Source organism: Shewanella violacea DSS12, assembly GCF_000091325.1.
Classification (GTDB): Bacteria; Pseudomonadota; Gammaproteobacteria; order Enterobacterales; family Shewanellaceae; genus Shewanella; species Shewanella violacea.
This window is the reverse complement of sequence record NC_014012.1, coordinates 3,601,447-3,614,412: the sequence shown is the minus strand read 5'-3', so window position 1 is coordinate 3,614,412 and position 12,966 is coordinate 3,601,447. Positions and strand designations below refer to the sequence as shown.

The following is a 12,966-nucleotide window of genomic DNA, read 5'->3' as shown; positions in this document are numbered from 1 at the left end:
TCTCATATCTTAATCCTATTTTTTAAGTAAGTTGCTACCAGTTTGTCTAAAAAAATGCCTAGTAATTGGTTCATATGGCTTGTCGGCGTATCGAGTATTCTTGATTCTGACTGCACTAATCTATGCTTGTCACGGGTAGAAAAATCCTCTGAACTCTGCTCTATCAAATCTGGCAAGTCGGAGTTGATAAACTCAAGATGGCATTGAAATCCATAGACCAAGTCTGAGTAACAAATAATTTGTCTTGGGCATCCCTCACTTACCGCTAATACTTTGGCTGAATCAGTGAGCCCTGGCATATCCTTATGCCAGTGTCCTACGACCTCTGATAAACCAAATGCCTCAAGTAATGGGTCATTAATCCCCTCTAGAGTTAATTTGATCGGGAAATAGCCAATTTCTGTTTGTGGACTTTTTTCATATTGAGCACCCAGTGCTTCTCCGATTAGTTGAGCACCAAGGCAAACGCCAATAACTGCTTTACTATCATCATGTGCATTGCGGATCAGTGCCTGTTCTCTTGCCGAATCAAAATATGAACATTCTGCGATACTTGTAGATGGATTTTGTGGGCCGCCTAATATAATTAAGCAATCAAAGTTCTTGGCATCATTGGGGAGAGGCTGTCCAAGATAGACACGGGAGTAACTGCTCTGATAACCACGTTTATGCAACCAGTATTCAAAATACCCAGCACCTTCAAAAGCTTCATGAATAACAAAATGGAACTTCATACATTCTCCAGTGGTTTGTAAGTAGGACCATGATAGCTGGGTAAATCAGTGGCGGGATAATGACAAAAAGACAAATAACAGTGCTAACCCGTCAACTCGGGCTCAAATGAATGAGTTATAGTCATAAGGCTGTGATGCCAAGCTTGAATGATTTAAACGAGCTGTAGTGGGAATGCCGCATTTCTCGGGATAAGTCATAACTGGATCACATAAATAGATGGCTTGAGGATTTGCTTACTTACCTTGTTAACCACATAGCTAATAGCGAGATACCGTTCAGGACCATCTTGGTAGCCTGTTAAGATGGCAGATCTATGTATCAGTTGGCCGATATCGTCGACGCCTTGTGCTAATTACTTAATATGCTAGTCTCGTCATCCCTTGACTTGATAAGGATGAAAGGACATATAACCATGTCAAACCGTCAAACTATATCAGCCAATGAGATGATGGCTGCCAACCCAAGGTCACCCGCTTTGGTCAAGACAATTGAAATGCCTAAAGGTTATGTCGATACCAGGCATCATCATGATTGGCATCAGGTGATATTTCCGATTAAAGGCTTACTTCAAACTGAATCGGAATACTATCAACACCTTGTCCCTCATACTTCAGCCTTATTTGTTCCTGCAACCCTTGAACATCAGTCAATAGCACTATCCAATACAAGCTTCATTGGTATTTATATCAATCCAAAATTTTGTAAAACCTATAGCATGCAGGTTCGTAGCATCTCTTTGACACCTTTCCTCAAGGAGTTACTACAAGAGATCCGCAGAAAGGCTCTGGTGGCAGACAATCAGGATGAACTATTACACCTTTTAGAAGTTCTACATGATCAAATCCTTAGGGATGAAGTGTTTACATTCCAATTATTATTACCCCAAGACAGACGCTTAAAGCTCATTTTTGATTACTTGACCGAAAGGCCTGCTTTAGATTGGTCACTAAAAATGTGGGGAGAGAAAGTAGGAGCCTCAGAGCGAACCCTATCGCGACTTTTTGTAAAAGAATTTAAGACCTCATTTCCTCTGTGGCGACAACATCTACGATTAATATACTCATTATCATTACTAGACGAAAATCTAACGATACAAGCCATTGCCGATAAGATTGGCTACCAAAATGACTCTTCCTATATCAAAGCATTTAAAGTGTATTTCGATACCACACCGCAGCAGTTCAGAGCTAATGGAAATCACCAATATCATGAACTCTGAGAAATTTTATTGGTATTAAGTCTAGGGAAGAAAAGTGCGCATATTCTATCTTTTGATCTTTAGTGTTCCCAAGTTAAACTCCTCCGCCAGGCTGCAGATGGAATCAACACCAGCTAGGCACTTTTATTGCTCATCAGATTTCCGTGTCCTGCTTCCTTCAGGCGCTCCATTAGGATTAACCCCCATTAAAATGACAACCGCCCTCGCCATCTGCCCGAGTTATAAGTCTATTAACTGCTATGTGCCGTGACTACAGTTTGCAATTCTTTGATGGCAGCTTTTATCTGCTTGTAGTGATGGAACCCCGTGAGCGCCTCAGACATCAGCTTTATCAAATAAGTGTATCCATAAAAGTCAGTACCTGTATATCGACATTAAGGGGGAAGGCGTGATTTTGTATGACGCAGACAAGTTTATCCTTGGTGAAGTGAAAGACTGACTAGAGGCAAGTCATTACTTAGCGCAGGAAGATACTCAAGATTGTAATAAAAGGGGTGGTAATGACTGAAGCGACGGGCGGAAGCTATTAGACGTATTGGTCTGCCAAGAGAGACAAATGATGCTAGTGAGCGTCAGAGCTAGCTTTAACCTATAAGGTCGATGCTGGCTATTTAGCCTTACAAGTGACTCTTGGTTATAGCCTCTCGGGGGAAGCTAAAATGTCCAGGTGACTTTGGCAAAGAAGGTGGGATCTGCGATATGGCCAAATAGGTCTTGCCCCGCATTATTAGTACCATTATAAGTGATGCACGCAGTTACTGGACCTATGGGACTGCTTATTCCCAAATTGAAATAGGTATAAGCATCGCCCAGAGCCTTCTTGGTATCCCACCATCCTAGCTGCATATCTAAACTTACTCCGCTGTCCCAGAGTGCAAGCGACTTGTTGTATTCCACTCGGTAGGCCTTAGCTTGACTCAAGTCTCCTAAAATATTATTTAATGTATGGCTAAAAGAGAATTGGCCGTAGGGGGTGTATAGGTCAAACATCAGCTCGGTAAAGTCCAGGCTGATATCTGCAGCATTGGAGCCCTGAATAAGGTATTGATACAGGGTGACGGATAGATACACGTTTTCGTTGAATAGATGTCGGTAGCCAATATAAACATCGGTCTCCAGATTCTCACCAGCCTCAAAGGGACTGGCATCATCGATAAAATTGAATGTCGAAACGAAGGTACCCAGATAGAAACCATTACCGACATCGTATCCAGCGAGCACCTGTACGGCAGGGTCTGTCTGAGTCAAAGATACCCCATAGGCTCTATGATCTGTGGTGACTGTCGTATGACCGTAAAAGCTGCCATCAGCCTGACTGGGTAGTGTGAAAATAAGCAGCAGATAAGCGACTAAATGAAGCGCTTTAGTGACTATAAAAACAGAGAGGGTAGTCGCACTTTTCCATGTGTTCAGTAGATAATTCATATCCCTTGCCTTATTACCGATTAGCTCGTTTCCTTAAAGCCATTAACCTAATGACTCTAAGGAAAATATAGACCAAGGCAAGATCTATATCCAATTTACCTGTGTAGATAATCGTGTTTATACTACCAATAGGTATTATACCGTTTGGTATAACAGCTCCTTAGCGTTTGCTAATGTATTGCTAGTGATCTCATCGCCGCCCAGTAAGCGGGCCAACTCTTCGATGCGTTGATTTCTGTCCAATGGCGTCATGGATGTTTCAGTCTTTCCAGCCTTAGTCTTCTTGTCGACAAACATGTGTTGGTGTCCGTTACCGGCAACTTGAGGTAGGTGGGTGACACACAGCACTTGAGTCGAGTCGCCTAATTTTCTCAGCATACGTCCAACAACGGCCGCAGTCGCTCCTGAAATACCTACATCGACTTCATCGAAAATGAGCGTTGGGGTCGAAACTTTTTTGGCTGTGATAACTTGGATACCTAAGCCTATTCTTGATAGCTCACCACCGGATGCTACCTTCGACAGTGGCTGAAGAGGTTGCCCTGGGTTAGTGGTGACGAGAAACTCTATGGTGTCACAGCCATTGGGGGAATTGAGTTCTTCATTGAATGTGACCGAAATAGTAAATTTTCCCTTCGGCATGTTCAATTCATGGATAGATTGAGTGACTTGCTTGTCTAGCTCTTTGGCATAACGACTACGACTCTGACTGAGTTTTTTGGCATGTACCAAATAGCTGTCTTTACTGGCGGCAACTTGTTGTCTGAGTTCGTCTAAGGCTTCTTCGTCAGAATCTAGGGAGCTTAGCTCAGTTCTAAGTGTGAGATGGTGAGCGGCTAGCTCGTTCGGGCTGACGTGATGTTTACGCGCCAACTCCATGGTTTTGGATAATCTCAGCTCTAAGTGGGTAAAATGTTCCGGATCCAGTTCCAATCCTGCTAAGTAATTCTCCAGCTCGCTGCTGCTCTCTTGAACTTGAATAAGGGCTTCATTTAGCATGCTAACGACATTTTTCAGCAGAGGATCATATGACTCGAGCTCATGGGCTTGAGTGATACCCGCATTGATCAAGGATTCGACGCTGCCCTGATCATTTTCCTGCAAGATGAACAACTCATTTTTACAGGCCTCGACCAAGGCTGTGCCATTGGCGAGTTTCTTGTGCTCAGCCTCTATCTCCTCAAATTCACCAGCAGAAAGGTTAAATTCATCTAGCTCTTCAACTTGGTACTGGAGTAGCTGCTTTCGAGAGATACGCTCTTGTTGTGACTGAGTTAAGACCTTAAGCTCCTTCTCTATCAGTTTACAGCGTTGATAGCCTGCCGTGACTGTATCCAGTAGCATTTTATGATTGGCGTAACTGTCTAACAGAGTAAGCTGATGTTCACTCTTGAGCATGGCATGGTGGGCATGCTGACCGTGAATACCTATAAGCAGTTGGCCAAGATTCTTAGCCTGTGATAATGGCACAGGATTACCATTGATGTATGCCCTAGAGCGACCATCACTGCCAACTGTGCGCCTGAGTATGCAATCATTATCCTGGTCGAGATCATTATCTTCGAGCCAACGTTTGGCAATCGGAATGTCATTTAAGGAGAATCTGGCACTGACTTCAGCTTTCGTCGCACCAGGCCTTACTGTGCCAGCATCGGCTCTGTTACCTAGGCACAGGCCCAGGGCATCAATTGCGATGGATTTACCCGCACCGGTTTCACCTGTAATACTGGTCATCCCAGGTTTGAAGTCCAGCTCCAGAAAGCGGACGATGGCAAAATTATTGATGGTGAGTTGGCAAAGCATAATGACACCCTCTAATGTACTGTGTTTTTAAACAGTATATACTGATTTTATATACAGTAAAGCTTTGAGTGAATTATGTTCAATTTTATTTTTATCTAGGGTAAATAGTGACGAGTTTTTCATTCTGTATTCTAGGGGACAATAAGAACACGACTGGCTGTAGTGGCTTAGGAAGCGAGTAAGTACCCATGAATTGTATCTAGTGACAGGAGTTTATCTTTTGGATAAGCGAGCCTAGAACAAATACTCTCAAGTATGGCGAACTAGGCTATTAAGCCTTATATCATAAGGCTGCTTGTGTTTGTTTTATTTACCTAGCCTCTTTTTAGAGCGCTTTATCTTGGACTCCTCGGCAGGCATATTGTCTCTCATTGGAGGGAGAACACCGAGTTCTTGAAAAAAGTTGATCTGTCTTCTTAACTCAAACAGAGAACCCACACTGGTTTTCTCACCTATGGTGAGTTTCCAAGTATCTGTCTGGCCTTCTGAATTAATCAGAATATGGCCTTCATAAATCAATTTTCTCATGGCTAGGTATAGCTTAGCTCTCAGGCAGTCCTATGCCTATGTTCGATACGCCGGCCTCAATGATCTCTTTTCGCAACGACTTTACAAAGTCGGCATTTAACTTAGGATTATCTTCAATCAGTTGAAGTAGTGTGCCTTGGAGCTCTTTTTCTTCAACCATGACTTCATGATTAAAAATGTAGTCATCGAATGCTTCTTCGTCAAGGTCAACATCTGAAATCGCTTCTATGTAGTTGGCGACTGTGCTTGAAGAAAGTTTACTGATATTGACGATATCTTCTTCGACTTTACCTTGTATTGCACTCAAGAGCGCGATAATCGCAGTGCTTGCATCCATGGCTGGGTAAACCCCATATGCATCGAAGTTGGCAGGATCCGGAGTGTTTAGCTCTAATCTTTCTAGGTAGATATCAATATTGAGCTTTAACTTTTTGTCGTAGATAGATTGCCATAGTAAGCTAAGTGCAGTGTCTAGCACTTGTGGGTCACCAAACTCACACACCTCTGAAAAAAGTTGATAGTTAGGTAGCATACGTTGGCACAATGCGATGGCGAATACTTTTTTCTGTTGCAAGTCTAACGCTTTTACACGTTTAAAGAAGCCGGGCTTGTTTGTCATCTAATACGTCCGTTGATAACTGTGATAACACTTGATTTGCTGCCGATTCTACCTTAGTTAGTTCATCAAGTAACTCTAGTATTTCAGGTTCCACCTCGGCGATACCAGATCCCAATTTTAACCTCGACTCTATCTCATGGCAAAGTTTCTGTGTCGTAGGTACGCCGCAGTAACAACTCGCGCCATGTAGCTTATGTATAGTGCTGAGCATCTGTTTATCATCGAAGTTATCTAAGCAGTATTGAAGCTGTTCTGCAGTCTCAGGTATTGATTCCGCAAACATTTTCAACATATCTAGGGCTAAGTCGGTTTTATTGTTCGCCTGGGTTAAACACAGATCCCAATTTAAGGTGAAGTGATCGAAGTGAGTGAATCTGGGACGAGTCTTCCAGCGGCTGATGACACTCCTAAGAGAGGCTTCATCTATGGGCTTAGGTAAGTAACCATCCATACCACTCTGTTCGATCCTCTCTCTCTCTTCGGCAATGGTATGAGCCGTCACTGCAATAATTGGCGTATTACGATTGAGGGAGTGCTGACGTATCTGTTTCGTGGCGCTAATACCATCAGTACCTGGCATCTGTATATCCATAAAGATGAGATCAAAACTGCGCTCCTGAGCCTGTTTAATCGCGCCCTGACCACTATCAACAACCGTGACTTGACTGACAACTTCTTTCAGCAAGGTATCGATTAATTTTAGATTTGCCGGGTTATCATCCACAGCCAGCACACTCATGGCTTCTCTGGAAATTGGCTCTGGAGGTGTATATTCTTTAAGAAGTTGCTGACTCTCTGAGTTAGGTTGAGGATCTATCAAGGTCTGAGCCAGTACCTTCTCGCCTATTGGCGCCGACATCACCTTATCGACAAAAGGTAGAATGCTATGGAGATCATGCTCCAGATCTCCGCCGATGAAGATAAGATAGTTACACCTGGCTTTAATCTTTTTAAGTTGTGAGCCTATATTTGTGTCTTTATCCAGGCCCTTGTTGCTGATCAGGGCATAATCATAATGAGTATCGTGCTGACTGAAATGATGGGCCAGCAGCTCACTGGAGCGAATATTAGTTAGCCGCATTCCCCAATGCCTGACCTGACGATCTAAGGTATTATTTGACAGTTCTCTTGGCTCAAGTAACAAGATTGTCTTATTGAGCAGTTTATCCACAGATTGTATCTGGCCTATGGGATATATACTGGTGCTGAGGGGGAGGGTGAACCAGAAGGATGAACCGGTATTAGGCTTGGAATGACAGCCTATCTGACCCCCCATACGGTTGATCAGTCGCTTAGTGATGATAAGCCCAAGACCCGTGCCGCCAAATCGACGGGAAATGGATGAGTCTGCCTGGCCAAATGCCTGAAAAAGCAGTTCCTGTTGACTCTCGTCGATACCGATACCTGTATCTATCACTTCACATCTTAGGTTGACCTTGTCATTGGTGGATTCGGTCAACTGGAGTCTTAAATGTACGCTACCAATATCGGTGAATTTGATGGCATTACCGACCAGATTAGTGATGATCTGGCTAAAACGCATCGCATCCCCGGAGAGGTCTTCGGGTATCGACTGATCGATATCTACCACTAATTCTATATCTTTCTCACGGGCACTATTAGATAGCAAGGTAATGGTATCGTCTAAGGTTTCTCTCAGTGCGAACGGCATATTTTCCAATACCATTTTTCCCGCTTCGAGTTTCGAGAAATCTAAGATGTCATTAATGATCCCCAGTAAGTTAGTCGCGCTCTTTTCTATGGTATTAACATAGTCCTGTTGACTCGAATGCAGGGGCGTCTTGAGTAGCTGCTTGGCAAAGCCTATGACGCCATTGAGCGGGGTCCTTAATTCATGGGACATGTTGGCCAGGAACTCTGATTTTATTCGACTGGCCTCTAACGCACGTTTCTTAGCGAGATCTAGCTCGACGTTCTGGATCTCTATCTGCTCTAAAGTTTCCCTTAAATCTGAGGTGGCCTGATCGATATTTTGCTGCATCTCATCGTGATATTCCGACAGGGAGCCAGCCATGGCGTTAATGCCACGTTTGAGCAGGTCTAATTCACCTATCAAGTGACCATCTACCCGAGTATCGAGCTTTCCTTCACGGATCTTGGCCACTACTCGCACCATCTCAGTGATAGGTTGAGTGACGTTTTTAACCAGTCTGAAGGTGAAGAGTAAATTCAGTTGAACACCGATTAACACCATGATAAATGCGGCAACGGCGGCCCTATGTTGCTCAAGCAGGGCATTTTCCTTATTGATTAATACCGCTATATAGCCGAGCTTAGTCGCGATCAGGCGTTCAGTATCATTATTTTCATCGGTATTAAGGTGAAGTTCATTATCAGATGAAAAAATAGGCGTGCGAAGTATGATGCTGTCGCCGACTTGTTCGAGCTGAGTGTTAAGCAGGCTGGTAAAAGGTTGACCGTAACGCATCATCTCATGGTTTTTATAATGATGAGAGGTGACTATGACACGATTCTGGGTATCGAAAATGGCAATAAACTGCACTAAAGAGGCTTTATTTAGTTGGATTGCTGTGATCAGTTTTTTGGTACTTTGGAAATCATCATTCTCTAGGCCTATGGCCGCAGCAATCGCCAATGGCTCAATGATATTGCTGCCTTGTTCTACGAGAGTTTGTTCGAGTTCGTAGAAACGATTTATGGTAAAATAGCAGCCCAGTAGCACACCGACTAGAATCGTCGGCGCTAATGCGAGTACGAGTACCCATGAGCGGAGACTGTATTTCGTCATGTTATCGGCATTATTCATTAAGTTAGCTGATTTCATCAGTTTGTTGACAAATGTGTCACTAGACTGCCAGAGAATGGGCGGTCTTGGCCAGTATTATTATCGATTTAGAGGCCTGAATGGCACAGTTTTTTAAAGCAAAACCAAATAGTTCTAAGCAAATGTCACCCAAAATAAGCTTAGACGTGACTCAGCTCGATCACTTAGGTGCGGGTATCGCTCACCATGATGGCAAGATTGTCTTCATACCCGGGGCGTTACCCGGTGAGCACGTGAAAGGGCAATTGACCGAGCAGAAGAAGCGTCACGCTCGTGCTAAATTGCAAGAGATTGTCACACCATCCCAATATCGAGTCACACCTAAATGTGCCCATTATGACCAATGTGGTGGTTGTGACCTGCAACATCTTTCAATCGATAAGCAACGTAACCATAAGCAAGATGCCTTAGTCGGTCTTATGGCGAAGTTGGGTCAGGCTGAAGCTGAGACTCTCGCACCGGCACTCATAGGTAAAGAATGGGATTATCGTCGCCGTGCCAGACTCGCGACCTTTTATGATAGGAAGACTAAGCATACCACTCTTGGCTTTAGGGCTAAGGCGAGTAAGCAAGTGGTTAAAATCGAGCATTGCCCTGTGTTGGCGGCGCCTCTGTCAGACTTAATTCTGCCTTTATCTCAGGTGTTGAATAGGCTCGCGAGTAAGAAGGCCTTGGGCCATGTAGAGCTTATCGAAGCCAGCAATGGACATTTTGTCGTTATCAGAATGACTCAATCCATGGCGGATAAAGATACTGAAAAATTGCGAGAATTTGCCCTAAGTCACAAGGTAAGCTTGATAGTACAAGGTAATGAATCCGATTTAACCTTGATTGGTGATGAAGCCAAAACGCTGGTTATTGGCTCAAATGAGCTGCCGTATTATGAATTGGATAACGGCATCAAACTGAGTTTCACTCCGGGTAATTTTGTACAGGTTAACGCCGAAATAAATAATGCTATGGTCAATCAAGCCGTAGACTGGTTATCCGTCGAACCCCATGAACGTGTGTTAGATCTCTTCTGTGGTGTCGGCAACTTCAGTCTGCCATTAGCTAAAAAAGGCGCCAGCGTTATAGGTGTTGAAGGTGTGCCTGAGATGGTGCAACAAGCCAAACTCAATGCCACTTTGAGCCAGTTAGATAATGTGTCTTTCTTTCACACAGATCTTAGCGCCGACCTTTCTAAAGAGTCCTGGCTAGGTAAAGTGGATAAGTTGCTATTAGATCCAGCCAGAGCCGGGGCTTTCGAGAGTCTGCAATGGCTGAAGAAAATGAAACCTAAATCAATTGTTTATGTGTCATGCGATCCGGCAACTCTGGCTCGAGACAGTGAGCCTCTGTTAAAGCATGGTTACAAGTTAACAAAGTTAGCTTTGATCGATATGTTTCCTCAAACACATCATATCGAAGCCATGGCCTTGTTCGAATTGAAGGGATCGTAGAAAAAACAGTCTGTTCATGCTTGAGTCAGGGTTTGTTAATTGACATTGGAAGCGGAATGCTGAAGATAGGTAATTCGACTATAAGGGATTAAGTTCCTGAGCGTATTCTAAGATTTAAAGTTAAGGATGTTATTGATATGGTATCAGTTCGAGAAGCACATTTTAGTGATCCGGATTTCCAGCTGGAGGAGTGGGTCAATCGTTACATCAGTGATACGGATGAAGCCCAATCTTTACTCGAGCTGATCCGTCAGGTTGAAACCATGGTGTCGAAACATGGTAATGATACTCATCTGAACCAACGTTTCAGAGAGTTGGTAGAAATTCTCGCTCCCCTGAACATGGATATAGAAACCCTACAGGCATCTGTGCTTTTCGTGGTCTATGATGCCGGCATCTTATCTAAAGAATCTCTGGAGGAGTCTTTCGGCAAAAGGCTCGCGACCTTAGTGTGCAGCGTTGAAACCATGAATGCCATTGGCGCATTGAAAATCAATAACCAGTCCCGCGCCGCAGAGCCTCAGATAGATAACATACGTCGTATGTTACTGGCCATGGTGGAAGATGTCCGCGCCGTGGTGATCAAGCTTGCCGAACGTATCTGTCTGCTCAGAGAAGTGAAGAATGCTGATGAAGAGACCCGGGTACTCTTGGCCCGTGAAATTGCCGATATCTATGCGCCCTTAGCCAACAGGCTTGGAATAGGTCAACTTAAGTGGGAGCTGGAAGATATCTCATTTCGCTATCTTCATCCTACAACGTATAAAGATATCGCCAAACAGCTCGATGGTAAGCGGCTACATCGTGAAGTTTTCATTGATAATTTTGTCAGTCAGTTACAAGCCAAATTAGATAAAGATAATATCAGGGCCAAGGTATATGGCCGCCCTAAACATATCTACAGCATCTGGAAGAAGATGGAGGGCAAAGATCTTAAGTTCGATGAATTGTTCGATGTCCGTGCCGTGCGCATTGTCACCGACAGACTCCAGGACTGTTATGGAGCCTTAGGTGTAGTACATACACTCTGGCATCATATTCCCCGAGAGTTCGACGATTATGTCGCTAACCCTAAGCCCAATGGTTATCAGTCCATTCATACGATTGTTATGGGTCCCGAGGGCAAAACTGTCGAGATCCAGATCCGCACCGAGCAGATGCATGAAGATGCTGAGCTCGGGGTTGCCGCTCACTGGAAATATAAAGAGGGCACCAGTGGCGGTAAACAAAGTGGTTATGAAGAGAAGATTAACTGGCTGCGTAAAATCTTGCAGTGGCAAGAGGATGTGGCCGAGAGTGGTAACTTGGTCGAAGAAGTGCGCAGCCAAGTCTTCGAAGACAGGGTTTATGTGTTTACCCCCAGCGGCGAGGTGGTCGACCTACCGCTTGGTTCTACTGTGCTCGATTTTGCCTACTACATTCATTCCCATGTGGGACATAAGTGTATAGGGGCAAAAGTAGATGGTCGTATCGTGCCTTTTATCTATCAGGTGGAAATGGGCCAGCGTATCGAGATTATTACCTCTAAGCACCCTAATCCTAAACGCGACTGGCTTAATCCAAACTTAGGTTACATTCGCTCATCCCGAGCACGCTCTAAGATTCAGCACTGGTTTAAACAGCAAGATAGAGATAAGAATAGTGCCGCCGGCCGTGAGATGCTTGAAACAGAGCTATCCCGGGTGGGACTCAAGCTCAAAGATGCTCGAAGTGCGGTAGAGCGATTTAACATGGTGAGCGTGGATGACCTTTTGGCCGGGATAGGAGGCGGAGATGTCAGGCTCAATCAGGTCGTTAATTATGTACAGAGCCAGATGCGTAAGCATGAGCGAACCGATGAGGAAGCTGTCGAAGACCTGGTTAAGAAGAGTCAGAGTAAGGCGGGAAAGAAAGGTAAGGGTCAGGTAGAAGTTAATGGTGTGGGCAACTTGATGAGTCATATCGCACGTTGTTGCCAGCCAGTGCCCGGCGATGAGATCTTCGGTTTCATCACTAAGGGGCGCGGCATTTCGGTACACAGAGCCGATTGTGATCAAGTTAAAGAGTTAATACGCGCCTATCCTGAACGTACTGTCGATGTGGTGTGGGGAGAGAACTACTCCGGCGGCTATAAAATCCGCTTAAGGATCATCGCCAATGATCGTTCGGGTCTGTTGCGTGATTTGACCTCGGTACTTGCCGCCGAGAAAACCCATGTGATGGCGATGAGCTCATCATCGGACGTTAAGACCCAGACAGCCGCTATCGAACTCGAGCTTGAGTTGTATAATATCGATGGCTTATCTAAGGTACTGGCAAAAATTAATCAGGTCGAAGGCGTGAGTGAAGCCAGACGTTTATAATTCTGAAGCAGTTTAATTTGAGATTATTGACCCATGAAGGCGGCTTT

General features: G+C 44.4%; 9 protein-coding genes. 3 read left to right on the top strand and 6 right to left on the bottom strand.

The genetic code is table 11. From position 1 onward, the window contains the following. Nucleotides 1-2 precede the first annotated feature (2 nt). Complete coding sequence (locus SVI_RS15065) at nt 3-734, bottom strand: type 1 glutamine amidotransferase (protein WP_013052456.1); 732 nt, start codon at nt 732-734, stop codon at nt 3-5. A 413-nt stretch (nt 735-1,147) separates the two neighbouring features. Here SVI_RS15065 and SVI_RS15060 point away from each other — a divergent pair, with 413 nt between their 5' ends. Further along, nucleotides 1,148-1,954, top strand: coding sequence for an AraC family transcriptional regulator (locus tag SVI_RS15060; RefSeq protein WP_041420000.1), 807 nt, complete (start codon nt 1,148-1,150; stop codon nt 1,952-1,954). Nucleotides 1,955-2,608: 654 nt separating this feature from the next. On the opposite strand, the gene SVI_RS15055 is transcribed toward SVI_RS15060, so the two are convergent. From SVI_RS15055 to barA, 5 genes are all read right to left on the bottom strand, one after another. Next, nucleotides 2,609-3,379: a TorF family putative porin gene (locus tag SVI_RS15055; RefSeq protein ID WP_013052453.1), complete on the bottom strand. Its 771-nt coding sequence runs from the start codon at nt 3,377-3,379 to the stop codon at nt 2,609-2,611. Nucleotides 3,380-3,514: 135 nt separating this feature from the next. Continuing rightward, nucleotides 3,515-5,182: a DNA repair protein RecN gene (gene recN, locus SVI_RS15050; RefSeq protein WP_013052452.1), complete on the bottom strand. Its 1,668-nt coding sequence runs from the start codon at nt 5,180-5,182 to the stop codon at nt 3,515-3,517. Nucleotides 5,183-5,488: 306 nt separating this feature from the next. After that, entirely contained in the window at nt 5,489-5,710 is a 222-nt protein-coding gene (locus tag SVI_RS15045; RefSeq protein ID WP_013052451.1) for a hypothetical protein, read from the bottom strand. 13 nt (nt 5,711-5,723) lie between these two features. After that, nucleotides 5,724-6,329 (bottom strand): YjaG family protein, encoded by a 606-nt coding sequence (locus SVI_RS15040; RefSeq protein WP_013052450.1) that lies wholly within the window; start codon nt 6,327-6,329, stop codon nt 5,724-5,726. Beyond that, nucleotides 6,304-9,135, bottom strand: a complete 2,832-nt coding sequence (gene barA, locus SVI_RS15035; protein ID WP_456242867.1) for a two-component sensor histidine kinase BarA — start codon at nt 9,133-9,135, stop codon at nt 6,304-6,306. Before barA ends, SVI_RS15040 begins: the two co-directional genes overlap by 26 nt. Before the next feature lie 80 nt (nt 9,136-9,215). Here barA and rlmD point away from each other — a divergent pair, with 80 nt between their 5' ends. Together rlmD and relA are read left to right on the top strand one after the other, a co-directional pair. Then, nucleotides 9,216-10,577, top strand: coding sequence for a 23S rRNA (uracil(1939)-C(5))-methyltransferase RlmD (gene rlmD / locus SVI_RS15030; RefSeq protein WP_013052447.1), 1,362 nt, complete (start codon nt 9,216-9,218; stop codon nt 10,575-10,577). Nucleotides 10,578-10,714: 137 nt separating this feature from the next. Then, a complete protein-coding gene (relA, locus tag SVI_RS15025) occupies nt 10,715-12,919 on the top strand; it encodes a GTP diphosphokinase (RefSeq protein WP_013052446.1) in 2,205 nt (734 codons plus the stop codon). The last annotated feature ends 47 nt before the right edge of the window (nt 12,920-12,966 follow it).

What these genes read in the sequence shown, in the direction of transcription:
- SVI_RS15045 (WP_013052451.1), bottom strand. Translation starts at nt 5,710, where the DNA reads ATGAGAAAATTGATTTATGAAGGCCATATTCTGATTAATTCAGAAGGC.
- relA (WP_013052446.1), top strand. Translation starts at nt 10,715, where the DNA reads ATGGTATCAGTTCGAGAAGCACATTTTAGTGATCCGGATTTCCAGCTG.
- rlmD (WP_013052447.1), top strand. Translation starts at nt 9,216, where the DNA reads ATGGCACAGTTTTTTAAAGCAAAACCAAATAGTTCTAAGCAAATGTCA.
- recN (WP_013052452.1), bottom strand. Translation starts at nt 5,182, where the DNA reads ATGCTTTGCCAACTCACCATCAATAATTTTGCCATCGTCCGCTTTCTG.
- SVI_RS15055 (WP_013052453.1), bottom strand. Translation starts at nt 3,379, where the DNA reads ATGAATTATCTACTGAACACATGGAAAAGTGCGACTACCCTCTCTGTT.
- SVI_RS15040 (WP_013052450.1), bottom strand. Translation starts at nt 6,329, where the DNA reads ATGACAAACAAGCCCGGCTTCTTTAAACGTGTAAAAGCGTTAGACTTG.
- SVI_RS15060 (WP_041420000.1), top strand. Translation starts at nt 1,148, where the DNA reads ATGTCAAACCGTCAAACTATATCAGCCAATGAGATGATGGCTGCCAAC.
- SVI_RS15065 (WP_013052456.1), bottom strand. Translation starts at nt 734, where the DNA reads ATGAAGTTCCATTTTGTTATTCATGAAGCTTTTGAAGGTGCTGGGTAT.
- barA (WP_456242867.1), bottom strand. Translation starts at nt 9,135, where the DNA reads ATGAAATCAGCTAACTTAATGAATAATGCCGATAACATGACGAAATAC.